Origin of the sequence: Micromonospora sp. 15K316 (assembly GCF_004348525.1) — a bacterium.
In the GTDB taxonomy this organism is placed as follows: domain Bacteria; phylum Actinomycetota; class Actinomycetes; order Mycobacteriales; family Micromonosporaceae; genus Micromonospora.
In genome coordinates, this window is sequence record NZ_SMKG01000029.1 from 19,689 (window position 1) to 42,490 (window position 22,802).

Consider the following 22,802-nt stretch of genomic DNA (forward strand, 5'->3'; position numbering starts at 1 on the left):
ACGGCGCCCCCGATCGGCGACCCCGGTGGGCCGTCCGGCTGGTACGGACCGACCCGGTGGTAGGAGCCGGCATCGGTCGGCCGCACCGGTTCGGGCGCGGCCACTATCGGATCGAGGACGATCTCCACGCTGCCGGCCCCGGCGGACGTAGAACTGGCCTCACGGCGCTCGCCGAGGAGGAGCCATGGACACCCCGACCCCGACCCGGTACATCGACCGCCCCGCCGACGTGGCCTTCGCCGCCCGCGCGCTGGCCGACGGCGCGGTCGTCGCGGTGGCCTTCGCGAACTTCTACGCCCTGGTCGCGCGCCCCGACACGGCGTGCGTACGCCGGCTCAACCTGGCCAAGGGGCGACCGGCGGACCAGGTGGGCAGCATCACCGTGGCCGCGTACCGGACGCCGTCCATGTTCGACTGGGCGCGGATCTCACCCCGGTTGCCCGAGCGCCGGGTGCGCGCACTGATGGAGATCCTGTACGGGGCCGGGCCGTTCGGGTTCCGCGGCCCGGCCGCCGACCGGCTGCCCGACCACCTCACCCGGCACGACAGCGGCATCCGCACCACACAGGTGATCGCCCCGGGGGTGCTCTGCCCGTCGAACGCCTTCCTGGAGCGGGCGGCGGACGAGGCCGGGGTGGACCACCTCGCGATCACCTCGGCGAACCGGTCCCGGCACCTGACCGGCGTCGACGAGGAGCCCGCGCACTGGAAGGCCGACGGCATCGCGGCCGACTTCGCCCACCTGCCCGACCTCGTCCTGCTCGCGCACCGCGACGAGCCGGCCGCCCGCGCCGCGTACCCCGGCTACCTGCCCAACTCGGTCACGCTGCTCTCGTTCCACCGGCCGGAGGGGGAGCGGGAGGAGCCGCCGGTGCTCATCGTGGACCGGCACGGTTCGCTCCACGTCGACCAGGTGCGCCGGGTCGCGGCCCCGCTCGGGCTCCAGGTGCGCCTCGGCGACACCGCCGGGCGGCGGCTGCCGGTGCGGGCGTACGACGGCGCGCTGGTGTGACCCTGCCGGCGAGGGTGCCGCCGGTCGCCCCGGCCGGGGCGGTCAGTGCGGCGGCACCGGTGCCTCGGGCGGGCGCCCCCAGCTGCGTCTGATGTCGGTGACCGCCACCCCGGCGAGCACGAGCATCGCGCCGAGCGAGGTGAAGACCGGCGGCAGGAGGATCGCGAACGGCGCGATGCCGAGCAGCGCCAGCAGCCCGCCCGGGCGGGAGTTGGAGACCCGGCTGAAGACCTCGTACTCGAACGCCGCCCGCCCGGCGAGGAAGAGCGCCGGCCCGCCGAGGATGACCGCGACCCAGGCCGGCGGCGCCGAACCGTCCTGCGGGTGAAGCGCCAGGTCGAAGCCGGCCGCGGTGGTGACCACCCCGGCGATCATCACCAGATGGGTGTACGGGGCGGTGTACAGGAACTTGCTCGGTGACCTCGACCTCTCGATGGCGACCGGCAGCAGCTCGCCGGACTTGTGCACGTAGATCCGCCAGAGCAGCAACGTGGTGGCGAAGGCGATCGCGAAGGACCCGCCGTTCTTCCAGCCCGCGTGCTCCGGGCGGAACATCAACCCGATGGTGAGCACGGCGTCGCCCAACGCGATGATGAAGAACTGCTGGTAACGCTCGGCCAGGTGCTCGGAGGTGACGCTGCGCTGGGCCATCGGCACCACCCCGAGGCCCGGCACCGGGTACGCGAGGCGGAACCCGCCGTAGTCGATGGCCAGCGCGATCGCCCAGCAGATGGCGCGGCCGTGGCCCTCGACGTACCCGCCGAGGATCCACGGCACGGCCGAGACGGCGAACCAGGTGAAGATCCGCAGCGCTCGTCGGCGGGTCTCGGGAGCGTGGCGGACGGCGGGCATGAGGAAGAGGCCCCGGCCGAGGTGGATCGCCACGTACGTGCCGGCGAAGACGATGCCACTGTCGCCGAACGCCTCGGGGATGGCGGTGGTCATCAGCAGGACGCCGAACATCACCTGCACGATCAGCAGCTTGATCTCGGGTCGCTCGGGGTCGTACAGGTCGGTGACGAGGGTGGTGATGGACCAGGTCCACCACACCGCGGCGAGCATGACGAGCGACTGCGCGGCGCGGTACCAGTCCAGCCCGTCGACCATGCCCTTCGAGATGAGGGCGAGCGCGACCACGTAGACCAGGTCGAAGAAGAGTTCGAGCAGGGTGACCCGGCGCGGGCCCTCCGGGTCGCGTACCGGCGCGCGCCGTCGCCGCGGCGCCGGTTCCGGCGTGGCGCTCGGCACGGTCGCTCCCGGTTACCAGGTCGGCAGGCCCTTCGGCCCCTCCGCCTGACCGTAGCGACGTCAGCCCCGGCGTACGCCCGATTCGCCCCCCTTGCTCCGAGCGGTGGCCGAACCCCGGTGCCGTGCCGGCGGGACGAGACGCCCGCCGGCACGGCACCGGGTCCTCGTCACGCCTCGCCCGGGCCCGTCGGCGCCGGCAGCGCGGCCGTCGCCTCGTCCGGTGCGGACGCGAGCAGCCGCGCCTGTTGCGGCCAGGTGGCGAGACCGGGGGCGGCCCGCAGGCCGGCGCCCCGGATGAGCTCGCGCAGTGCGGTCTCGTCAAGGTCGGCAAGCTGCTGGTAGGTCCGGACACCGGCGGCCTGCAGCGCGGCGGCCATCTTCGGTCCGACGCCCTGGATCCGCCGGAAGTCGTCCACCTCGACCGAGGTCGCGGCGACCGGCCGGACCGGCGGGGTGGCGACGGCGGAACGTCGGGTGGGCGGCTCGGCGCGCTCGTCGTCCTCGGCCTTCCCGGCGACGGGTGCTGTCGCCTCCCCGGCAACGGGCCCGTCCGTCGCCGGCCCGCTCGACGGCGTGACCTCGGCCGGCGCGGCGGCTTCCCCGGCGGCGAAGGTCGGCGCGGCGACCGGGGCCTCCTCGGCCCCCTGCTCCGGCGTGACCTCCGCCCGCGGGTGCGGGGTCGGGTCGACGTCGGTCGAGGCCGTGGACGTCGCGGCGACGTCCACCGTTGCCTGCTCGGGATCGTTCGCGGGCACGAGAGCCCCGAACGGGAGGGCCTCGAAGGACGCGGTGTCAGCCGTCTCGGTGGGGGGCGCCGCGGCGTCGGCCGGTTCGGCGGCGCCCGGCTCGCCGGTCTCCGGATCCGGGGTGCTCGCCGGCGGCTCGCCGGTGCCGCTTGCTCCGGCCGCGTCGAGCCGCTCGGCCTCCGGCGCGGGACGCGGTGCGACGACGGGCGCCGGACCGTCGGTCAGCGCCATGTCCGCCCGGTCGACGTCGGACGCCGGGTCGACGGCGCTCGTCGCCGCCGACTCCGCCCCGCCCGGTGGCGCCGCCCCGGCGTCGTCCCGTTCGGCCGGCACTGTCGTCTCGTCGGCGACCGCCTTCGGTGCCGGGTCGATCGTCGCCGCCGGCTGCTCGGCGTCGGTGACGGCGGCCGGCGCCGCAGGGGCGAGCACGGCCGTCGTGGCGGCCGGCGCGCCGTCCACGGTGGCCGGATCGGACTTCCGCGCGCCACGCCGGCCGCGCAGGAACCAACCGCCCGCCAGACCGACCAGCAGGGCGAGTATCACTGTCAGCGACTGCCCGAAGGACCACGCCACGGCAGACCTCCCTCTCACCTCGTCGATGAATAACGTGGGAAAAACTCGCCGCAGCTTCGCATACGCGCGGCCGGGGCGGCCGGGAGGCTCGGGGTGGTACCGACACGGGGGAGCGGTTGGGCACCGACGGATAACGGATCGTGACTCAGCGTGCCGGACGACCGGACGACCGGACGACGACGACCCCGGCGCGCGGGGGCGCCGGGGTCGTTCGTGCGGTGGGCTCAGTCCTCCTCGCCCCGATAGGTGTAGAAGTCGTTGACGAAGTTGCGGCGCAGCCGGGGCACCCGGCTGGTGACGCCGAAGTAGCCGCGCGCCCCGAGCAGGGCGAGCCGGCCGACGACCGGCTTGTACATCCGGTCGTCCCCGTTGGTGCCGCTGCGGTTGAGCGAGTCGGCGACCCGGGCGAACCCGTACGGCACCATCTCCGTCTCGTAGTCGGCGACCGCCTGCAGCAACGTCTTCTCGCCGGCGGTGGCCAGACGCAGTTGCCGGCAGAGCAGCACCGCGTCGCGCAGCGCGGTGTTCGCGCCCACCCCGCGGCCCGGGGTCATGGTGTGGATGGCGTCGCCCAGCAGCGTCACCGTGCTGCTCTTCCACTGCGGCACCGGCTCGGAGGTGCTCACCCGGATCGGCAACGCGCTGGCCGGGTCACCGCGCATCAGCAGCTCACGCAGGCGTGGATGCCAGTTGCCGGTGAGGTCGAGCGCGACCTGCACCAGTTCGTCGCCGCGCCGCTGCATCACGTCGGACGGGAACCGGCGGGCGGCGCTCCACACCACGAGGTTGATGTTGTCGCGGGTCGGGTCGTGCGCCCTCCCCGACCACCGGGACAGCAGGGCCGCGTCGGCCTCGCTGACGCCGGGCTTCAACCGGCCCTCGGCGTCCCACTTGAAGTCCATCACGTGCAGCACGCCCATCATCCCGCCGGTGCCGAAGATCAGCGAGATGCCGCGCTGGAGCCGCTCCGGCAGGAGCGCGCGGGTGTGCTCGGTGAGCGGGATCCGGGTCGCGATGTTGATGGTTCCGGCGTCGCGGGTGACCGCGTGCGGCAGGTACTGCCGGCGGACCGCGGAGTGCGTGCCGTCCGCGGCGACGAGCAGATCCCCGCCGGCGCTGGTGCCGTCGGCGAAGTACGCGGTGACCGTACCGTCGTCACGCTGCTCGTAGTGGGTGAACGTCTTGTCGAAGTGGACGACGTCCTCCATACCGGTGAGCAGGACCTGGCGCAGCGTCATCCGCGCCACCGACCGCTCGGTGTCGACCGGGTGGGTGTCCGGCCGCAGCTCGAACGACGCGGTCCGGCGCATGCGTTGGGTGATGACGTTGAACCAGCGCGGCGAGCGGGCGCAGGTGGCCAGGTAGATGTCGAACAGCTCCGGCGGCAGGCACTCGCGCAGCGCCCGGCTGCCGGTCGGACCGATACCGACCCGGTAGCCGAGCAGCCCCTCGCCGCGGGTGCGGTACCGCTCGTAGACGGCGACGCTGATCCCGGCCCGGCGCAGCCCGTGCGCCAGACACAGGCCCCCGGTGCCCGCGCCGACGATGAGCACGTGCGGCGCTGTGGCGGACACGGCGGCCCTCAGCCGGCCGCGCGCGGCGCGGGCGCGGCGACCGCGTCCCACCGGTAGAAGCAGCCGGCGATGGCGTCCCGCGGGGAGCGCCAGGTGGGCAGGTACGGCGAGGTGTGCGCGGAGAGCCGCTCGTTGACCTGGCGGTAGAGGGGATGGTTACGGGCCTCGCCCAGCGCCTCCGGGGCGACGTCGGCGGTCTCCATCAGGTGCACGAAGACGTCGTGCAGGCAGTACAGCGATCGGTGCGTGACGCCGGTGAGCCCGGGCAGCTCGGTGGCGTCGGACTCGGCGAAGATCTGCGCCACCCGGCCCTCCGCGCCGGGGGCGATCCTGCTCACGATCAGTAGACGGCTCATCGGACCCCTTCCACCGGTGGCCCACGTCGCGGGCCACGGAACTGTCGTGTGGCCCACGGTGCCGTCCGGCCTGTCACCTTCCCGTCACGCGTTGCGCCGCGTCGGTGACGCCGGGCGGGGCGGACCGCCGGTGGCGCGGCCCGGGTGACCCGGGGACCGGCGCGCGGTGCCACCGTCGCGGGTCGCCCGGCGGATCGGGGCGAGCGTGTCGTCGAGCAGCGCGCACATCGCCGCCGAGGGTTCCAGCCGCAGTTCGCGCCGGAGCAGGTCGCGGTACACGTAGAAGGCGTGCACCGCCTCGAAGGCGTTGCCCTCGGCGAGGTGGATGCGGACCACCAGCCGGTGCGGTGTCTCGCGCAGCGGTTCGGCAGCCATCGCCTCCAGCGCGGCCTGCAGGGCTTCGCCGTGCCGGCCCGCCGCCAGGTGCTGGCCGGCCACCTGCTCCAACATGTGCAGGCGGAGCTGGCGCAGCCGTTCCCGCTCCAGCAGCACCCAGTCGTCGTACCAGCCGGGGAGCAGGTCGTGCCGGCCGGCGGCGAGCGCCCCCGTCGCGTTGCGCGGGTCGTCGCCGTCGCGTACCCGGCCGGCGGTGCCGACCAGCTCGTCGACGTCGAGCCGGACGGACGGGTCCAGCCGTACCGTGTCGGCGCTGACCGTGAGAGGACAGCACGGGTCCTGCCGCAGCCGCCACAGCGCGGTGCGCAGCGAGGAGAGCGCCCGCTCCTCGGCGGCGTCGGGCCAGAGCAGGCCGGCCAGTTGGCAGCGGGTGGCGCCGGGGCGCAGCCCGATCAGCGCGATCACCCGCTGCAGGCCGCGCGGCACCACCACCGGCGTCTCTCCGTGCAGCAGTTGGAAGCCACCCAGCAGGCACAGCGAGACCTCGGGGCCGGAACGGCTCCCGGTCGACGGCACGGACGGATCAGCGGCCACGGCGGCACCCCCTGCGGAACGGTCGCTCCGGCTGTCTGCTGTGTCCCCCGGCGCGGCTGCCCCGTGACACCGCTGTCGTCGCTTCGCCGTGGCTGCGGCGTCGCGCCGGGCCGCCGGGCTGACCGTGACGAAGATTATCAATAATCGTCACTCTGAGTCAACATGGTGGTGGCGGCGCTCAGCGCTCCGGAGAATCCGTGAGACCCGTTCTGAACTGCGGGAATTTGCCGTTTGGGAAAGGGTGGGCAGAGGCGACGCATAGGCGGTACACAGCTTGCGTCAACGCAGCGTCACCAACCACTGTTGCCCGTGTACCCAGTGTGGTGACGCCGTCGTGACGAGCCGCACCGCATGGTGGCGGCAGTCGTCCGGCTCGTCCGGCGCCCGGCGCGCACGCCCGGTGAGCGCCGTGGGGGGAGGCCCGTTCATGGATCGATCGCTCATCGTCGCGAAGGTGATCCCGACCGCGGAGGCACAGGTCGCCGAGGTGTTCGCCGATTCCGACGCCACGGAGCTGCCGCACCTGGCCGGGGTACGGCACCGGTCGCTGTACCGCCTGCACGACCTCTACGTGCACCTGCTCGAGACCGAGCTGCCCGGGGACGCCGCGGTGCAGGCCGCCCGCAGCCACCCGGAGTTCGACCGGGTCAGCGCGCGACTGCGGCCCTACATCACCCCGTACTCGCCGACCTGGCGTTCGCCGCGCGACGCGATGGCGCGCTGCTTCTACCGCTTCGACGCCGACGCGCCGGCCGGGCGGCGGCCATGACCGCCACCGCGCCGCGCGAGGAGCAGCTCTGGTCCCGCTGCGCCGGCTGCGCCACCCTGCTCTACCGCAAGCGGCTCCGTCGCAACCTGGACGTCTGTCCGGAGTGCGGGGTGCACGCCCGGCTGGGCGCGCCGGACCGGCTGCGGCAACTGGTGGACCCGGACTCGTTCCGGCCGCTGCCCGACGACCCCGCCGAGGTGGACCCGATCGGCTTCGTCGACGTGGTGCCGTACCCGCACCGGCTCACCGCGGCCCGGACCGGCACCGGCCTCGCCGAGGCGGTGCTCTGCGGCACCGCGACCCTCGGCGGTCACCCGGCAGCGCTCGCGGTGATGGACTTCCGTTTCCTCGGCGGCAGCCTCGGTTGCGCCGTCGGCGAACTGATCACCCGGGCCGCGGAGCGCGCGCTCGAGGAGCGGGTGCCGCTGATCCTGGTCACCGCCTCCGGCGGGGCCCGGATGCAGGAGGGCGCGCTGTCGCTGATGCAGATGGCCACCGTCAGTCAGGCCGTCGCCGCGCTCCGCGAGGCGGGCCTGCTCACGGTCAGCGTGCTCACCGATCCCACGTACGGCGGCGTGGCGGCCTCGTTCGCCACCAACACCGACATCGTCGTGGCCGAGAGCGGGGCCCGGATGGGCTTCGCCGGCCCGCGGGTGATCCGCCAGGTCACCGGCCGCGCGTTGCCCGACGGCTTCCAGACCGCAGACTTCCTGCTCCGCCACGGTCAGGTCGACATGGTGGTGCCCCGCCGGGCGCTGCGAGGTCGGCTGGTGGCGCTGCTCGCCGCGGCCCGCGCCGGCCGTCCGCGCCCGGCCGGAGCGTCCGCACCGGCGACCAGTCCGCCCGTGCCCCGGCAGCAACCGCCGCCGACCGTCACCGCCGACGCGCCGGCCGACGGGACCGACCCGTGGGCGACCGTACGCCTGGCGCGGCATCCCGGCCGGCCCACGACCCTGGACTACCTGGAGTCGGCCTTCGACGGCTTCGTCGAGCTGCACGGCGACCGGCTCGGCGGCGACTGTCCGGCCGTGGTCGGCGGCCTCGCCCGCCTCGACGGACGGCCGCTCATGGTGATCGGCCACCAGAAGGGACACACCACCGCGGAGCTGGTGGCCCGCAACTTCGGCATGGCCAGCCCGGCCGGGCACCGCAAGGCGCTGCGGCTGATGCGTCTCGCCGCCCGGCTCGGCCTGCCCGTCGTCACGCTGGTGGACACGCCTGGCGCCGATCCGGGTGTCGGCGCGGAGGAGCAGGGGCAGGCCGCGGCCATCGCGGAGAACATCCTCGCGCTCACCGTGCTGCCCACCCCGGTCGTCGCGGTGATCACCGGCGAGGGCGGCAGCGGCGGGGCGCTCGCCCTGGCGGTGGCCGACCGGGTGCTGATGCTCCAGCACGCCGTCTACTCGGTGATCAGTCCGGAGGGCTGTGCCGCGATCCTCTGGCCGGACCGCTCGGCCGCTCCGCAGGCCGCCCGCGCGCTGCGGCTCACCGCCCCGGACCTGCACCGCCTCGGTGTGGTGGACGAGATCGTGCCGGAGCCCGTCGACGCCGCACACGACGATCCGGACGCCGCCGCCACGGCGCTGCGCGAGGCGGTGCGGGCCAACCTGTCCCCGCTGCTCGACCTGCCGCCCGCCACCCTCGTACGCCGTCGCCGCCAGCGTTTCCGTCGCTTCGGCGCGGCCCGCGCCGGCAGCCGGGCGGGTGCCCGGTGACCGCCGGCGCGGCCCGGCCGCGGGCCGCGGCGAACGCCGAGACCGTCCCGGACGGCACCGACCCGGCGGCCGGTACCGACGCCGTGCTGGCGGGGCTGCGCCGGCACGCCCGGCAACTGGTCGCCGAGCTGGCCGGGCCGGTACGTCGGGTGCGGCTACGCAGCGGTGAGACGGTGCTGGAGGTGGAGTGGCACGGCGGAGGCGCCCCCGCCGAGGCCGTCGTGCCGCAGCGACCGGCGCCGGTCGAGCAGTTCACGGCCGAGCCCGCCGAACCGGCCGAGCCCGCCGACCACGCGATGGTCCGCGCGCCCATCGTCGGCACCTTCTACCGGTCCCCGGAGCCGGGGGCGGCGCCGTTCGTGGCCGTCGGCGACCTGGTGCGCCCCGGGCAGGTCGTCGGGATCGTCGAGGCGATGAAGCTGATGAACGAGGTGGCCGCCGAGCGGGGTGGCCGCGTCGTCGCCGTGCTGGCCGACGACGGCCAACCGGTGGAGTACGACCAGCCGCTGGTCGCGCTGGAACCGGCCTGAGGTGGTGTGGGATGTTCGAGAAGGTGCTGATCGCCAACCGTGGTGAGATCGCGCTACGGGTGCTGCGCGCCTGCCGCGAACTCGGTGTGCGTACGGCCGTGGTCTACTCCGCCGCGGACGCCGACTCCGCCGCCGTACGCCTCTCCGACGAGGCCGTCCGGATCGGGCCCGCGCCCAGCCGGCGCAGCTACCTCAACGCCGCCGCCATCGTCGAGGCGGCCCGGCAGGTGGGGGCCCAGGCGGTGCACCCGGGGTACGGCTTCCTCTCCGAGGACGCCGACTTCGCCGAGATCTGCGCGGAGAACGGGCTCACCTTCATCGGCCCGCGGCCGGAGGTGATGGCCGCGCTGGGCGACAAGTCGTCCGCCCGCGCCCTGATGAGCCGGGCCGGGCTGCCGCTGCCGGCGGGGAGCGTCGAGCCGGTGCCCACCGTGGACGCGGCGGTCGAGGTGGCCGCCGGGATCGGCTACCCGGTGATCGTCAAGGCGGCGGCCGGCGGCGGTGGACGGGGCATGACAGTCGTCTGGACCCCGGCCGACCTGCCCCGGGCGTACGCGAAGACCCGCGCCACCGCCCAGAAGGTCTTCGGCGACGATCGGGTCTACGTCGAGCGGTACCTCACCGACGCCCGGCACGTCGAGGTGCAGGTGCTCTGCGACGCCCACGGCAACGGTGTGCACCTGGGCACCCGCGACTGCTCCGTACAGCGCCGGCACCAGAAGCTCATCGAGGAGGCGCCCGCGCCGGCGCTCTCCGCCGCCACCCTCGACACGATCGCGGAGACCGCGCTCCGTGGCGCGCTCGCGGCCGGCTTCACCGGCGCGGGCACCCTGGAGTTCCTGGTCGACGCCAAGGAACGGTTCCACTTCCTGGAGATCAATTGTCGGATCCAGGTGGAGCACCCGGTCACCGAGATGATCACCGGTGTCGACCTGGTGCACGAGCAGCTGCACATCGCCGCGGGCACGCCGCTGCGCCTGCGGCAGGAGGAGATCCGCCTGCACGGGGTCGCCGTCGAGTGCCGGGTCAACGTGGAGGATCCGGAGCGCGACTTCGCCCCGACCCCCGGGCGGCTGGAGCGCTTCGTCCCGCCCGGCGGACCGTTCACCCGCGTCGACACCCACGGATACCCCGGCTACCTGGTCGGGCCGCACTACGACTCGCTGCTGGCCAAGGTGGCGGTCTGGGCACCCGACCGGGAACTCGCCCTCAACCGGCTCGAACGGGCGCTCGACGAGTTCGACGTCGCGGGGCCGGGTGTCCGGACCACGATCCCGTTCGCCCGGCGGGTGCTCGACGACGCCGAGTTCCGCAAGGCCCGCCACCACACCGGACTGGTCGACCGGCTGCTCACCACCACCGCGCCGGCGGCCACCCCGGACCCGCCGGTGGCGGCCCGCCCGTCGACCACCGCCGAACGCCTGACATCCGACTGAGGAGGACTGATGACCGTCACCCAAGGCCAGCCGCTGACCGCCGCGATCACCGACATCCTGGTGACCCACTGCGGGCTGGACCCCGAGGTCGCCGCCCGCGCGCCGGCCGCCTCCCTGGAGGAGCTGGGCCTGGACTCCCTCGCCCTGCTCGAGCTCTCGGCGGTGGTCGCCGACCGGTACCGGGTACAGATCCCCGAGCAGGCCGCGCAGCTCAGCATCCCGGCGGTGGCCGACCTCGTCGCCCACAGCACCGACGGGCCCACCACCGCGCACGCCGTGCCGACGCAGCAGCGCGGCGAGCGGCCCGGCCACACGGAGAACAGCATCGTGATCGCGGCGCCGCTGCCGCTGGTCTGGGAGATCACCAACGACGTGGCGAACTGGACCGAGCTCTTCACCGAGTACGCGGTGGTGGAGATCCTCCAACGCGACGGCGACACGGTGCGGTTCCGGCTCACCATGCATCCGGACGAGAACGGCATCTCGTGGAGCTGGGTCAGCGAACGCACCGCGGACCCGGCCACCCGCGAGGTGCACGCGCACCGGGTGGAGACCGGGCCGTTCGAGTACATGCGGATCCACTGGCGCTACACCGAGGAGCCGGCGGGCACCCGGATGGCCTGGACGCAGGACTTCTCGATGAAGCCGACCGCGCCGGTGGACAACGCCGGAATGACCGACCGGATCAACGCCAACAGCGCGGTGCAGTTGGCAGTCATCAAGGAGCGGATCGAGCGCCGGGTGCAGACCGGGGAGCTCACGGTGACCGGAGGCGACGATGAGTGAGCGGACGGTGGGCCTGGTGGCGGCCGACGCCGTAGCACCCGACCGGCGTCGCGGTGGTGAGCTGCGGGTGCTGCTCGGGCCACGGACCGTCGGCAGCACCTCCGGTTTCATGGGGGTGGCCCGGCTGGGCCCGGGCGAGCGCATCGCGGAGCACTACCACCCGTACAGCGAGGAGTTCCTCTACGTCGCCCGTGGCGCGATCACCGTCGACCTGGACGACCGGCCGGTGCCGCTGGCCGCCGGTGAGGCGCTCTACGTGCCGATCAACGTACGGCACCGGCTGCGCAACACCGGCGACGAGCCGGCCGAGGTGGTGTTCCACCTCGGACCGCTGGCGCCCCGGCCGGAGCTCGGCCACGTCGACACCGAACTGGCCGAACAGCGGGGCATCTCGTGAGCGCGAGGAGTGAGCCGGGGTTGCGAGCCCCGCAGTCGCGAAACATGGGTGATCTCGTGAGCGCGAGGAGTGAGCCGGGGTTGCGAGCCCCGCAGTCGCGAAACATGGGTGATCTCGTGAGCGCGAGGAGTGAGCCGGGGTCGCGAGCCCCGCAGTCGCGGACCGGGGTGCCGTCGTGAGCGGGCGCCGCACGGTGGTGACCGGGATCGGCGTGGTCGCCCCGGGCGGCGTCACCCGGGACCGGTTCTGGAAGTCGATCACCGAGGGACGGACGGCGACCCGCCGGATCACCTTCTTCGACCCGTCGCCGTTCCGGTCCCGGATCGCCGCCGAGTGCGACTTCGATCCGGTCGCCGCCGGGCTGACCGAGGCCGAACGATGCCGCGCCGACCGGTACGTGCAGTTCGCGCTCGCCTGCGCCGACGAGGCCGTCGCCGACGCCGGCCTGGAGCTCACCGAGGCCGAGCGGGACCGCACCGGGGTGGTGCTCGGCACGGCGGTCGGCGGCACCATGGCGCTGGAGCAGGAGTACGTGACGGTCTCCGACGGCGGCCGGCGGTGGCTCGTCGACGCGGCCCGGGGCGGCCCGTTCCTCTACCAGGCGCTGGTGCCCAGCAGCCTCGCCGCCGACGTCGCCTGCCGGTACGGGCTGCACGGCCCGGCGCAGGTGGTCTCCACCGGCTGCACCTCCGGCATCGACGCCATCGGGTACGCCCACCAGCTGATCGCCGACGGCGAGGCGGACCTGGTGTTCACCGGCGCCGCCGACTCGCCGATCTCTCCGGTCACCGTCGCCTCGTTCGACGCGATCAAGGCGACCAGCCCGGACAACGACGACCCGGCGCACGCCTCCCGCCCGTTCGACGCCGACCGGCACGGGTTCGTGCTCGCCGAGGGGGCCGCGGTGCTGGTGCTGGAGGAGGCCGAGCACGCCCGGCGGCGCGGCGCGCACGTCTACTGCGAGGTCGCCGGGTACGCCAGCCACAGCAACGGCTACCACATGACCGGGCTGCGGCCCGACGGGGTGGAGATGGCGCTCTCCATCGAGGCCGCGCTGCGCCAGGCCCGGCTGGCTCCGGAGCAGGTCTCCTACATCAGCGCGCACGGCTCCGGCACCCGGCAGAACGACAGGCACGAGACCGCCGCCTTCAAGCGGGCGCTCGGCGAGGCCGCGTACCGGGTGCCGATCAGTTCGATCAAGTCGATGGTGGGCCACTCGCTGGGCGCGATCGGTTCGATCGAGATGGCGGCCTGCGCCTTGGCGATCGAGTTCGGGGTGGTGCCGCCGACGGCGAACTGGACCACCCGCGACCCCGAGTGCGACCTGGACTACGTGCCGAACGAGGCCCGCGAGCTGCCGGTCGACGTGGCGCTCTCCGTGGGCAGCGGGTTCGGCGGCTTCCAGTCCGCCATGATCTTCCGGCGCCTGTCGAAGGCGGCCGCGTGACCGCGCGGGCGGTGGTCACCGGCATCGGGGTGGTCGCCCCGAGCGGCATCGGCGCGGCGGCGCACTGGCGGACGGTGCGGGACGGCACCCGGCGCACCGGGCCGATCACCCTGTTCGACCCGACCGGCTACCCGACCCGCCTCGCCGGTGAGGTGACCGGTTTCGAGGCCACCGGGTACGCGGAGAGCCGCCAGCTGGTGCAGACCGACAGGTGGACGCACCTCGCGTTCGCCGCGACCCGACTGGCGCTGTCCGACGCCGGACTGCCGGAGCACGCGCCCGACCCGTACGGCTACGCGGTCACCCTGGCCAGCTCCTCGGGCGGAAACCTGTTCGGTCAGCGGGAGCTGCAACGCCTCTGGGGCGGGACGTCGCGCACCGTCGGGGCGTACCAGTCGATCGCCTGGTTCTACGCGGCGAGCGTCGGGCAGCTCTCCATCCACCACCAGTTCAAGGGGCCGTGCGGGGTGCTGGTCAGCGAGGCGGCAGGTGGCCTCGACAGCCTGGCGCACGCGGTCCGGTCGATCCGCCGGGGCACCCCGGTGGTGATCGCCGGCGGCACCGAGTGCCCGCTGAGCCCGTACGCCCTGGCCTGCCAGCTGGCCGGCGGGCTGCTCAGCGACGTCGCGGACCCGGAGCGGGCCTACCGGCCCTTCGACGCGACGGCGAGCGGCTACCTCCCCGCGGAGGGTGGGGCGGTCTTCGTCGTGGAGGAGTTGGGGCACGCGCTGGCCCGGGGCGCCCGGATTTACGGTGAGCTGACCGGCTGGGGCGCCACGCACGACGCCGTCCACACCGGCCCGGAGACGGCGGGGAGCCCGACCCAGTACGCCCGCGCGATGCGCATCGCCCTCGACCGGGCCGCGATCGGGTCGGACGAGGTGGACGTGGTGCTGCCCGACGCGCTGGGCGTGCCCCGCTACGACCGTACGGAGGCCGGCGCGCTGCGGGCGGTCTTCGGCGCCCGGCGGCCCCCGGTCAGCACCTCGAAACCGCTGACCGGCCGGGCGCACCAGGGGAGCGCGGCGCTGGACGTGGCGACCGCGCTGCTCGCCTTCCGGCACGACACGCTGCCCGCCTCCGCCGGCCCCGACGAGGTGGCCGCCGGCTGCGAGCTGGACTTCCTGCGGGAGCACCGGCGACCGCGCAGCCGGGTGGCGATGGTCTGCGCGCGGGGCTTCGACGGCTACAACAGCGCGCTGGTCCTGCGCGGGGCGGCGCCGGTGAGGGAGGACGAGGATGAGTGAACGGCGGGCGCGGGTGGTGTTCCTGGTCCGGGTGCCGGCGGAGCGTACCGAGGCGTTCCTGGCCGCGTACGAGGCGATCCGTCACCAGGTGGCCGGCGGGGTGCCCGGGCACCTGGTGGATCAGGTGTGCCGGTCGTCGGCCGACCCGGAGCAGTGGCTCATCACCAGCGAGTGGGAGCGCCTCACCGACTTCGAGACCTGGGAGCGCAGCTCGGAGCATCGGGAGCTGGTCCGGCCGATGCGGGAGTGCTTCACCGACGCCCGCTCGCTGCGCTTCCACGTGCACGCGCAGACTCCGACGCCCGTCTGACGCCGGGCCGCGCGGCGGCGCCCCGGGTGCGCCCCGCGTGCCGCTGTGGCCCGGCGGTCCCGCGGCGGCTCACCGGTCCAGCGTCACCTCCGCGAGGTAGACACAGGTGCGGCCCTCGTGGGACGAGTAGTAGCTGACCCAGAGCCGCTCGTCGTGCCAGACCAGGCCCGGGTAGCTGGTGTCGCCGCCGGACGGGACGGTCACGAGTTCGGTCAGCTCGCCCCGCTCGGCGTCGAGGGCGCAGATCGCGGTGCGGGCGCGGCCGTCGAGCAGGCGTACCCCGGCCACCAGCCGGCCGTCCGGCAACCGCAGCAGGGCCGGCCCGCCCACCTGGACCCCCAGGTCGATCCAGTGCCAGTCCCGGTACGGCGGGCGGGCGCGGCCGAGCTGTGCGGTTGCCGTTTCCCGATCGCGGCGGAGCAGGCAGAGCGCGGTCCCGTCGGGCTCGAAGACCAGGCCCGACTCGTTCGGGTAGCCGTCGGCGAAGAGCGTCGGCACCGCCGGCCGCAGGTCGATGCCGTCGCCGCTGCGGTAGAGGCGCGCGAAGCGCGGTTCCCGGGTGGAGTAACCGACGCCCCACATGGCGTCGCCGTGCCAGGCGGCTCGCCACATCCACACGTCCCGCTCGCCCACCGGCGTCGGGTCGCCCCAGCGGTGGCCGTCGGCGGAGAGCCAGGTGACGGTCCGGAAGGACTTCGTTGACTCACCTGTCGCCGCGGCGGCGTACAGCTGGAGCCGGCCGTCGGGGCGGGTGACGAGGCGCGGGTCCCGCAGGTCGGCCCCGTCGCGGCTCAACAGGGCGGCGGAGGCCCAGTGGCGACCGTCCGGCGAGACGAGCACCCGGACGACCCCGTCGCCGGAGACGTGCGAGCCGCCCTCCCGGAACACGCAGAACCACCGGTCCCGGTGCCGGGCCAGGTCGGTGAAGGCGTTGTGCGGTGCGCTGTCGCCGATGCGGCGTACCGCGGTGACCGTTGCTCGGGTGGTGCGGCCCATCGGTGACGGGTTCATGCGCGGCGGCCTCCTGGCAGGGGCGTCCGGTCCGGCCGCTCACGTTAGGGCCCGAAGCGGGCATCCGGACGGCCTCCCGGCGAACGCCCGGCGAACATCCGCCGGCGGCCGGTCCCGGAGCCGCCCGGGTGCCACGGTCAGTCCGGCGACGGCGTGGCCGGCGGCCGGTACGCGGCGGCGAGCCGCTTCGGTGCCCGGTCGCACCACGCCTCGACCATCAGCTCGGTCAGCTCGGACCGCCCGATGCGCGCGAGCCGGACGAGCACCGCCGGGTACCCGTCGAGGTGGGGGACGGTGAAATAGACCGACGGGTCGTCGGCGAGCAGCGCCTCCTTCGCGCCCAGGTCGGGCACCCGGGCGCCGAGGATCGGGCCGTCCGGCGCGTCGTCGCCGAGGACGGCCCGGTCGGCCGCGCGCAGCGGACGTTCCCACACGAACGCCTTGTCCCGTACCCGCCAGGCCGGCAGGCCGCCGTAGGACGGGTGCTCGCTCGTCTTCGGCAGCGTGGCCGCGATCCGGCGGACGTCCTCCCAGGTGGCCATGGCCCCAGCGTAGGTCGACCGGTCCGCGTCGCGGCTCACCGGCGAGTTGACACACCGCGTTCACCGCATGGCAAAGCGCCACCACCGCCGTTCCCGTGTCCTGGGTGGACGGTCATAATGGGCCGCATGGTTGCCTGGGAGTACGCTCTGCTGGTCCGCCGCTACCAGGGGCAGGGCCGCAATTTCCACGTGTCGTTCGTCTGGTACGGGCCGGACGGGTCCCGCAAGGACATCACCGCGTACGGCGACACGGCGATCGCGCATCTCAACCGGGTCGGCCGGGAGGGCTGGGAGCTGGTCTCCGCCGCCGAGGACGTCAACAACGTGCAGGGCAGCACCGAGGTGCACCGCTACCACCTCAAGCGCCCCCTGGCCTGACCCCGCCCCGGGCCCATTCGCCGTTGATCAAGAGGTTCGCGTCAGGGATCGATCCGTCCGTGACGCGAACCTCTTGATCAACAAGGTCGGCTCAGGTGAGGTCGACGGTGGGGTAGAGGGGGAAGCCGGCCAGCAGCTCGCCGGCCTGACGGCTGACCTTGTCGGCGACCGCCGGGTCGAGCGCGTACTTGGCCTTCGAGGCGGTGCCGTCCGGATTCGCGCCGGCGTTCGTCTGGCTCAGCACGGTGTGGATCAGCTCGGCGATCGTGTCCATCTCCGCCGTGCCGAGGCCGCGGGTGGTGAGCGCCGGGGTCCCGATCCGGATGCCCGAGGTGTACCAGGCGCCGTTCGGGTCCTGCGGCACCGAGTTGCGGTTCGTGACGATGCCGGCGTCCAGCAGCGCCTGCTCGGCCTGCCGGCCGGTCAGCGCGTACGACGTGACGTCGATGATCGCCAGGTGGTTGTCGGTGCCGCCGGTGACCAGGGTGGCGCCGCGACGCAGCAGCCCCTCGGCGAGCGCCTGGGCGTTGGCCACGATCCGCTGGGCGTAGTCGGCGAAGTCCGGACGCCGGGCCTCGGCGAGCGCGACCGCCTTGGCCGCCATCACGTGCGGCAGCGGACCGCCGAGCACCATCGGGCAGCCCCGGTCGACCTGCTCGGCCAGCTCCGGCTGGCAGAGCACCATGCCGCCCCGGGGGCCGCGCAGCGACTTGTGCGTGGTGGTGGTGACGATGTGCGCGTGCGGCACCGGGTCGAAGTCGCCGGTGAGGACCTTGCCCGCCACCAGGCCGGCGAAGTGCGCCATGTCGACCATGAAGGTGGCCCCGACCGAGTCGGCGATCTCCCGCATGATCCGGAAGTTCACCCGCCGGGGGTACGCCGAGTAGCCGGCGACCAGGATCAGCGGCTTGAACTCGCGCGCCGCCTCGGCGACCTTGTCGTAGTCGATGAGGCCGGTCTCCGGGTCGGTGCCGTAGCTGCGCTGGTCGAACATCTTGCCGGAGATGTTCGGCCGGAAACCGTGGGTGAGGTGACCGCCGGCGTCCAGCGACATGCCGAGCATCCGCTGGTTGCCCAGCTCCCGGCGCAGCGCGAACCAGTCCGCCTCGGTGAGGTCGTTGACGTGGCGGGCCTGCGCCTTCTTCAGCGCGGGCGCCTCGACCCGGTCGGCCAGCACCGCCCAGAAGGCGACCAGGTTCGCGTCGATGCCGGAGTGCGGCTGGACGTACGCGTGGGCGGCGCCGAACAGCTCCCGGGCGTGCTCGGCGGCGAGCGCCTCCACCGTGTCGACGTTCTGGCAGCCGGCGTAGAAGCGGCGACCCACCGTGCCCTCGGCGTACTTGTCGCTGAACCAGTTCCCCATCGCCAGCAGCGTGGCCGGGGAGGCGTAGTTCTCACTGGCGATCAACTTGAGCGATTCGCGCTGGTCCGCCAGCTCGGCGGCGATGGCGCCGGCGACCCGGGGCTCGACGGCGCGGATCACCTCGAGCGCGCTGCGGAAGGCGGTGGATTCGGCGTTCGGCGACGACATGCGACCTCCTACTGACGTGCGGAAGGCCCAGGCGCTCGGCATGCGTCCTCGTGACGGGGCCGCTCCCCGATGGTTCTCCATCCCCACGCGCCAGTAACGGCCCGCCCAGATCCTACCGAACCGGTGGTCACCCGCCCGGGCGACCTCGGTCCGGGGCCGGCGGTGGGCCGGTGCGGTTGGGCGGGCCCGCACGGGGCACACCGGTAGTGGGGCGTCGCGACCCCGGAGGGGGTGCGCGAGCACCTCCCGGACGAGAGGAGCAGGACCATGACCGAACCGGGCAGCGGACGGCCGCTCGCGGTGGTGACCGGGGCGTCCAGCGGCATCGGGTACGAGCTGGCGGTCCAGTTCGTCGAACACGGCTTCGACCTGATCGTCGCGGCCGAGGACGACGGCATCGGGCCGGCCGCGGCCCGGCTGCGCCGGGACGGTGGACCGCGGGTGCGGCCGGTCCGCGTCGACCTGGCCCGCCCGGCCGGGGTGGAGGAACTGGCCGCCGCGGTCGCCGCCACGGGACGCCCGGTCGAGGCGCTGGCCCTCAACGCCGGCCGGGGCGCCGGCGGCCCTTCGTCGGCGGCACCGACCTCGCCGACGAGCTGAACATCGTCGATCTCAACGTGCGCTCGACCGTGCACCTGGCCAAGCGGCTCCTACCCGACATGGTGGAACGGGGCGCGGGGCGGGTGCTCTTCACCTCCTCCGTCGCCTCGACGATGCCCGGCCCGTTCCAGGCGGTCTACAACGGGTCGAAGTCGAACGTGCAGTCCTTCGCCGAGGCGCTGCGCACCGAGCTCAAGGACACCGGGGTCACGGTCACCTCGCTGATGCCCGGGCCGACGGAGACCAGGTTCTTCGATCGGGCGCAGATGCAGGACACCCGGCTCGCCGCCGGGCACAAGGACGACCCGCGTACGGTGGCCGAGCAGGGTTTCGAGGCGCTGGTGCGGGGTGACCCGACGGTGACCGCCGGTTCGCCGCGGAACAGGGTGCAGACGGCGATGGGCAAGATCGTGCCCGACCGCCTCAAGTCCGAGGGGCACCGCAGGCTGGCCGAGCCGGGCTCGGCGAGCTGACCGGTCCGGGGCGACCATCTTCCGGCCGACACCGCCGGGACAGGGTGCCGGGCCCGACGCGACGCCGGGCCCGGGATGCCCCGTGGTTCAGGCCGTCGCCGCGTCCAGCGCCTTCTTGACGGCCTTCGGATCCGTCGGCTTGCGCGGCGCGCCCGCCCGCATCTCGATCATCCGCGCGCCGATCTCCTGGAGCTCCTTGCGCCCCAGCTGGTCACGCACCGTGGGGAACCACTCCTGCTCCTCCTCCTCGACGTGGTGCAGCACGTTCTCGATCAGCACCGTGGTCTTGGCGTTGAAGTGCTCGTCCTCGGCGTCCATCGCGAACAGCTCGGCGCAGAGGACGTCCGCCACGTGGTGCTCCTCGTACGACTCGAGGATGTCGTCCTCCAGGTCCGGCAGGAGCCGACGGACCTCCGGGTACATCACCTCGTTCTCCAGGTAGGTGTGCACGGTGAGCGCCTCGATGATCTGCCCGACCAGCTTCTGCCGCTGGCTCGCCGGGCCCTCCTCGGCGTCCTGGAACGCCTTGAACAGACGGCGCATCTCCTTGTGGTCTTCCTTCAACAGCACGATGGCATCGGTGGACACCGGCGGACCTCCTCGACGTGTCGGTTGATCGTCCGGTACCCCGACGGTGAACTGCGGAAACAGTCAAATGGCGTATCGCGCCGCGTCGTCGCCGGTCGGCTGGGCGCCGGTCGCCGTCAGGTGCCCGACCTCGTTGAAGCCGTCCAACCGGAGGCGGCCGAACTCGTCGGCGGACCACGAGGTGATCGAACAGTTCGCGATGACGTGCTTGCGGCCCAACGCCATCAGCTCCTCCTCGGTCAACCCCTGGAAGAGGTAGCAGAGCAGGAAGACCAGCGCGTCGTGGCCGAAGATCACCACCCGCTGTCCGGCGTGGTCGTGGCGCAGGTCGGCGAGGACGCTGCGCAGCCGCAGCGCCACATCGGTCCACGCCTCACCGCCGGGCGGCCGGTGGTAGAACTTGCCCAGCCGGTCGCGCCGCTCGTGCTCGTCGGGGTGGCGCACCCGTACGCCGTGCGGGGTGAGGCCGTCGAAGACGCCGAGGTCCCGGTCGCGCAGCCGTTCGTCCCGGCGCAGCGGCAAGCCGCTGCCCGCCAGGGCCAGCTCTCCCGTGCGCCGCGCCCGTAGGTACGGCGACGTCAGCGCCACCTGCGGGCGCCGCTCCGGTGGTAGCGCCGCGAACCAGCGGCCCGTGGCGCGTGCCTGCTCCTCGCCGGCCGGCGAGAGCGGTACGTCGGCGTCGCGCTCGGTGCGCGGCACCGCCTCGGCGCCGGAGGACCGTGCCCGCTCGGCGGCGATGTTGGCGGTGCTCTCCCCGTGCCGGACGATCCAGAGTGCTGCCGGCTCCGTCATCTGTCCCACTCCATGCCCGGGTTCGTCCCTGGGACAACTGCCGCTCGGGAGCCGGAGTTACGCCGCCGGGCCCCCGCTCCGCAGATGACGTGGCCGGGCGGACCGGTGGGCGGCGGCGCGGGTACCCACCACGAGGACCGCCGACCGCTACCGTGTGAGACGTGGCGACGACGGCCGAGGAGATCCGGGTCGGTGAGCGGGTGGTCCGCGTCTCCAGCCCGGACAAGCCCTACTTCCCGGAGCGTGGGCTGACCAAGATCGACGTTGTCCGCTACTTCCTCGCCGTCGGCGACGGGATCCTGCGCGCGCTGCGCGACCGGCCGACCATGCTCGAACGCTGGCCGCGCGGGGTCTTCGAAGGTGCGAAGATCGGCACCCGGCAGGACAACCGCGGCGACGCCTTCTACCAGAAGCGACTGCCGGCCGGCGCTCCCGAGTGGGTGCGGACCGCGCACATCACCTTCCCCAGCGGCCGGACCGCCGACGAGGTCGCGCCCAGCGAGTTGGCCGTGGTGATCTGGGCGGCCAACCTCGGCACCCTGCGCTTCCACCCGTGGCCGGTCTCCGCCGCGGACGTGGAGCGTCCCGACCAGCTCCGGATCGACCTCGACCCGATGCCGGGCGTCGACTTCGCCCAGGTCGTGCCGGTGGCCCACGAGGTACGGGCGTTCCTCGCCGAGCTGGGGCTCACCGGCCACCCGAAGACCACCGGCGGCCGGGGGTTGCACATCTACCTGTCGATCGAGCCGCGGTGGAGCTTCGGCGACTGCCGGCGGGCGGTGCTCGCGCTCGGCCGGGAGATGCAGCGGCGCCGGCCCGACCTGGTCACCACCACCTGGTGGCGGGACCAGCGGGACCGTCCGGTCTTCGTCGACTACAACCAGATGTCCCGCGACCACACGATGGCCTCGGCCTACTCCATCCGGCCCACCGCCCGGGCGCTGGTCTCCGCGCCGCTGGACTGGGCGGAGCTCGACGACGCCCGGCCCGAGGACTTCGACGTGGTCACCGTGCCGGCCCGGTTCGCCGAGCGGGGCGATCCGCACGCCGGCCTGGACGATCAGCGCTTCTCCCTGGAGCCGCTGCTGGAGCTGGCCGACCGCGAGGGACTGGAGGCCCCGCCGGAGCGCTGACCGGCGGGCGGCGGAGCGGTCGCGCCTACGCCCAGGGGCTGGTGACCCCGTCGAACTCCTCGAAGACCAGCCAGGTGCGGGTGGAGAGCACCCCGGGAATGCCCTGGATCCGGCCCAGCACCACGTCTCGCAGCGCCGCGTTGTCCGGCGCCCGCACCAGCGCCAGCACGTCGTGGTCGCCGCCGAGCAGCGCCGCGTGCTCGATGTAGCGCACCTGCGCGAGCTCCGCGGAGACCTCGCGCCAGGTGTTCTGCTCGATGGTCAGCGCCACGTACGCCGAGGTGCCCAGGCCGGAGGCCTCCGGCGCGACCTGGGCCCGGAACCCGGTGATCACGCCGTCGCGCAGCAGGCGCTCCACCCGGGCGTACGCGTTGGTGCGGGAGATGTGGATCCGTTCGGCGAGCGTACGCACCGACGTACGTCCGTCCCGGACCAGTTCGTCCAGGATCCGGCGGTCCACCTCGTCCAGCGGACGGGACGAACGTCCCGCGGCAGCGGTCGGCGTTGCTTCGGGACCGGTCTTCTGGCTCACCGGGGCTCCTCTCGCGTGCCGTTTGTCTCACGTTCATGGTGGATCTTGAGCAAAACATCCGCAAGGCTGGAGCATAGGGCCACCACACGTCCCAGGAGGTCCCCGCCGTGACGACCACACCCCAGGCGGTCCGCAGGGCATCCCCG

General features: G+C 73.8%; 25 protein-coding genes and 1 riboswitch. Of the genes, 14 read left to right on the forward strand and 11 right to left on the reverse strand.

What is annotated here, in order from left to right:
- Positions 1-184 precede the first annotated feature (184 nt).
- Positions 185-1,012, forward strand: coding sequence for an L-threonylcarbamoyladenylate synthase (locus E1211_RS09460; protein ID WP_132347515.1), 828 nt, complete (start codon positions 185-187; stop codon positions 1,010-1,012).
- A 42-nt stretch (positions 1,013-1,054) separates the two neighbouring features.
- Here the strand turns inward: E1211_RS09460 and E1211_RS09465 are convergent, their stop codons facing one another.
- From E1211_RS09465 to E1211_RS09485, 5 genes are all read right to left on the reverse strand, one after another.
- A complete protein-coding gene (locus tag E1211_RS09465; RefSeq protein WP_132347517.1) occupies positions 1,055-2,260 on the reverse strand; it encodes a low temperature requirement protein A in 1,206 nt (401 codons plus the stop codon).
- Positions 2,261-2,427: 167 nt separating this feature from the next.
- Entirely contained in the window at positions 2,428-3,579 is a 1,152-nt protein-coding gene (locus E1211_RS33345; protein ID WP_243709458.1) for a helix-hairpin-helix domain-containing protein, read from the reverse strand.
- Positions 3,580-3,803: 224 nt separating this feature from the next.
- On the reverse strand, positions 3,804-5,153 hold the full coding sequence (locus E1211_RS09475) for an NAD(P)/FAD-dependent oxidoreductase (RefSeq protein WP_132347519.1): 1,350 nt from the start codon (positions 5,151-5,153) through the stop codon (positions 3,804-3,806).
- An 8-nt stretch (positions 5,154-5,161) separates the two neighbouring features.
- On the reverse strand, positions 5,162-5,509 hold the full coding sequence (locus tag E1211_RS09480) for a TcmI family type II polyketide cyclase (protein ID WP_132347521.1): 348 nt from the start codon (positions 5,507-5,509) through the stop codon (positions 5,162-5,164).
- Between the two features lie 84 nt (positions 5,510-5,593).
- Positions 5,594-6,439, reverse strand: a complete 846-nt coding sequence (locus tag E1211_RS09485; protein ID WP_132347523.1) for a BTAD domain-containing putative transcriptional regulator — start codon at positions 6,437-6,439, stop codon at positions 5,594-5,596.
- Positions 6,440-6,866: 427 nt separating this feature from the next.
- Between E1211_RS09485 and E1211_RS09490 the strand changes: the two genes are divergently transcribed.
- The 9 genes from E1211_RS09490 (at position 6,867) to E1211_RS09530 (ending at position 15,076) form a co-directional block, all read left to right on the forward strand.
- Complete coding sequence (locus E1211_RS09490) at positions 6,867-7,208, forward strand: TcmI family type II polyketide cyclase (protein ID WP_132347525.1); 342 nt, start codon at positions 6,867-6,869, stop codon at positions 7,206-7,208.
- A complete protein-coding gene (locus E1211_RS09495; RefSeq protein ID WP_132347527.1) occupies positions 7,205-8,923 on the forward strand; it encodes an acetyl-CoA carboxylase carboxyltransferase subunit alpha in 1,719 nt (572 codons plus the stop codon). The genes E1211_RS09490 and E1211_RS09495 overlap by 4 nt, the downstream gene beginning before the upstream one ends.
- Positions 8,924-9,006: 83 nt before the next feature.
- A complete protein-coding gene (gene accB / locus E1211_RS09500) occupies positions 9,007-9,453 on the forward strand; it encodes an acetyl-CoA carboxylase biotin carboxyl carrier protein (RefSeq protein WP_243709459.1) in 447 nt (148 codons plus the stop codon).
- Between the two features lie 11 nt (positions 9,454-9,464).
- Entirely contained in the window at positions 9,465-10,889 is a 1,425-nt protein-coding gene (locus tag E1211_RS09505; protein WP_132347531.1) for an acetyl/propionyl/methylcrotonyl-CoA carboxylase subunit alpha, read from the forward strand.
- 9 nt (positions 10,890-10,898) lie between these two features.
- Positions 10,899-11,675: an SRPBCC family protein gene (locus E1211_RS09510; RefSeq protein ID WP_132347534.1), complete on the forward strand. Its 777-nt coding sequence runs from the start codon at positions 10,899-10,901 to the stop codon at positions 11,673-11,675.
- On the forward strand, positions 11,668-12,072 hold the full coding sequence (locus E1211_RS09515; protein WP_132347536.1) for a cupin domain-containing protein: 405 nt from the start codon (positions 11,668-11,670) through the stop codon (positions 12,070-12,072). The genes E1211_RS09510 and E1211_RS09515 overlap by 8 nt, the downstream gene beginning before the upstream one ends.
- A 175-nt stretch (positions 12,073-12,247) precedes the next feature.
- Positions 12,248-13,519, forward strand: coding sequence for a beta-ketoacyl synthase (locus E1211_RS09520; protein WP_132347538.1), 1,272 nt, complete (start codon positions 12,248-12,250; stop codon positions 13,517-13,519).
- The gene (locus E1211_RS09525) at positions 13,516-14,766 is read left to right on the forward strand and encodes a beta-ketoacyl synthase N-terminal-like domain-containing protein (RefSeq protein ID WP_132347540.1); all 1,251 of its coding nucleotides are present in this window, start codon (positions 13,516-13,518) and stop codon (positions 14,764-14,766) included. Before E1211_RS09520 ends, E1211_RS09525 begins: the two co-directional genes overlap by 4 nt.
- Positions 14,759-15,076 (forward strand): antibiotic biosynthesis monooxygenase, encoded by a 318-nt coding sequence (locus E1211_RS09530; RefSeq protein ID WP_132347542.1) that lies wholly within the window; start codon positions 14,759-14,761, stop codon positions 15,074-15,076. Before E1211_RS09525 ends, E1211_RS09530 begins: the two co-directional genes overlap by 8 nt.
- A gap of 69 nt (positions 15,077-15,145) precedes the next feature.
- Here the strand turns inward: E1211_RS09530 and E1211_RS09535 are convergent, their stop codons facing one another.
- Both E1211_RS09535 and E1211_RS09540 read right to left on the reverse strand, forming a co-directional pair.
- The gene (locus E1211_RS09535) at positions 15,146-16,087 is read right to left on the reverse strand and encodes an exo-alpha-sialidase (protein WP_132347544.1); all 942 of its coding nucleotides are present in this window, start codon (positions 16,085-16,087) and stop codon (positions 15,146-15,148) included.
- 137 nt (positions 16,088-16,224) lie between these two features.
- Positions 16,225-16,629, reverse strand: a complete 405-nt coding sequence (locus tag E1211_RS09540) for an MmcQ/YjbR family DNA-binding protein (RefSeq protein WP_132347546.1) — start codon at positions 16,627-16,629, stop codon at positions 16,225-16,227.
- A 117-nt stretch (positions 16,630-16,746) separates the two neighbouring features.
- Here E1211_RS09540 and E1211_RS09545 point away from each other — a divergent pair, with 117 nt between their 5' ends.
- Positions 16,747-17,007 carry a hypothetical protein gene (locus E1211_RS09545; RefSeq protein ID WP_132347548.1) on the forward strand — a complete coding sequence of 87 codons (261 nt, stop codon included), beginning with the start codon at positions 16,747-16,749 and terminating at the stop codon, positions 17,005-17,007.
- Positions 17,008-17,098: 91 nt separating this feature from the next.
- On the opposite strand, the gene E1211_RS09550 is transcribed toward E1211_RS09545, so the two are convergent.
- Positions 17,099-18,538, reverse strand: coding sequence for a glycine hydroxymethyltransferase (locus tag E1211_RS09550; RefSeq protein WP_132347550.1), 1,440 nt, complete (start codon positions 18,536-18,538; stop codon positions 17,099-17,101).
- Positions 18,539-18,556: 18 nt separating this feature from the next.
- A riboswitch (ZMP/ZTP riboswitch) is annotated at positions 18,557-18,646 on the reverse strand.
- A 159-nt stretch (positions 18,647-18,805) separates the two neighbouring features.
- Between E1211_RS09550 and E1211_RS33705 the strand changes: the two genes are divergently transcribed.
- Both E1211_RS33705 and E1211_RS33710 read left to right on the forward strand, forming a co-directional pair.
- Entirely contained in the window at positions 18,806-19,138 is a 333-nt protein-coding gene (locus E1211_RS33705; protein WP_256371316.1) for an SDR family NAD(P)-dependent oxidoreductase, read from the forward strand.
- 17 nt (positions 19,139-19,155) lie between these two features.
- Entirely contained in the window at positions 19,156-19,611 is a 456-nt protein-coding gene (locus E1211_RS33710) for an SDR family oxidoreductase (protein ID WP_256371317.1), read from the forward strand.
- Between the two features lie 87 nt (positions 19,612-19,698).
- On the opposite strand, the gene E1211_RS09560 is transcribed toward E1211_RS33710, so the two are convergent.
- Together E1211_RS09560 and E1211_RS09565 are read right to left on the reverse strand one after the other, a co-directional pair.
- Positions 19,699-20,199, reverse strand: a complete 501-nt coding sequence (locus E1211_RS09560; RefSeq protein WP_132347552.1) for a hemerythrin domain-containing protein — start codon at positions 20,197-20,199, stop codon at positions 19,699-19,701.
- Positions 20,200-20,262: 63 nt separating this feature from the next.
- Positions 20,263-20,991 carry a histidine phosphatase family protein gene (locus E1211_RS09565; protein ID WP_132347554.1) on the reverse strand — a complete coding sequence of 243 codons (729 nt, stop codon included), beginning with the start codon at positions 20,989-20,991 and terminating at the stop codon, positions 20,263-20,265.
- Positions 20,992-21,152: 161 nt separating this feature from the next.
- On the opposite strand from E1211_RS09565, the gene E1211_RS09570 reads away from it, so the two are divergent.
- The gene (locus E1211_RS09570; protein WP_132347556.1) at positions 21,153-22,124 is read left to right on the forward strand and encodes a DNA polymerase domain-containing protein; all 972 of its coding nucleotides are present in this window, start codon (positions 21,153-21,155) and stop codon (positions 22,122-22,124) included.
- 25 nt (positions 22,125-22,149) lie between these two features.
- Here E1211_RS09570 and E1211_RS09575 read toward each other — a convergent pair whose 3' ends face one another.
- Positions 22,150-22,656, reverse strand: a complete 507-nt coding sequence (locus E1211_RS09575) for an Lrp/AsnC family transcriptional regulator (RefSeq protein ID WP_132347558.1) — start codon at positions 22,654-22,656, stop codon at positions 22,150-22,152.
- Positions 22,657-22,802: the final 146 nt, after the last annotated feature.

What these genes read in the sequence shown, in the direction of transcription:
- E1211_RS09460 (WP_132347515.1), top strand. Translation starts at nt 185, where the DNA reads ATGGACACCCCGACCCCGACCCGGTACATCGACCGCCCCGCCGACGTG.
- E1211_RS09480 (WP_132347521.1), bottom strand. Translation starts at nt 5,509, where the DNA reads ATGAGCCGTCTACTGATCGTGAGCAGGATCGCCCCCGGCGCGGAGGGC.
- E1211_RS09490 (WP_132347525.1), top strand. Translation starts at nt 6,867, where the DNA reads ATGGATCGATCGCTCATCGTCGCGAAGGTGATCCCGACCGCGGAGGCA.
- E1211_RS09495 (WP_132347527.1), top strand. Translation starts at nt 7,205, where the DNA reads ATGACCGCCACCGCGCCGCGCGAGGAGCAGCTCTGGTCCCGCTGCGCC.
- E1211_RS09505 (WP_132347531.1), top strand. Translation starts at nt 9,465, where the DNA reads ATGTTCGAGAAGGTGCTGATCGCCAACCGTGGTGAGATCGCGCTACGG.
- E1211_RS09510 (WP_132347534.1), top strand. Translation starts at nt 10,899, where the DNA reads ATGACCGTCACCCAAGGCCAGCCGCTGACCGCCGCGATCACCGACATC.
- E1211_RS09515 (WP_132347536.1), top strand. Translation starts at nt 11,668, where the DNA reads ATGAGTGAGCGGACGGTGGGCCTGGTGGCGGCCGACGCCGTAGCACCC.
- E1211_RS09530 (WP_132347542.1), top strand. Translation starts at nt 14,759, where the DNA reads ATGAGTGAACGGCGGGCGCGGGTGGTGTTCCTGGTCCGGGTGCCGGCG.
- E1211_RS09535 (WP_132347544.1), bottom strand. Translation starts at nt 16,087, where the DNA reads ATGAACCCGTCACCGATGGGCCGCACCACCCGAGCAACGGTCACCGCG.
- E1211_RS09540 (WP_132347546.1), bottom strand. Translation starts at nt 16,629, where the DNA reads ATGGCCACCTGGGAGGACGTCCGCCGGATCGCGGCCACGCTGCCGAAG.
- E1211_RS09545 (WP_132347548.1), top strand. Translation starts at nt 16,747, where the DNA reads ATGGGCCGCATGGTTGCCTGGGAGTACGCTCTGCTGGTCCGCCGCTAC.
- E1211_RS09550 (WP_132347550.1), bottom strand. Translation starts at nt 18,538, where the DNA reads ATGTCGTCGCCGAACGCCGAATCCACCGCCTTCCGCAGCGCGCTCGAG.
- E1211_RS33705 (WP_256371316.1), top strand. Translation starts at nt 18,806, where the DNA reads ATGACCGAACCGGGCAGCGGACGGCCGCTCGCGGTGGTGACCGGGGCG.
- E1211_RS09565 (WP_132347554.1), bottom strand. Translation starts at nt 20,991, where the DNA reads ATGACGGAGCCGGCAGCACTCTGGATCGTCCGGCACGGGGAGAGCACC.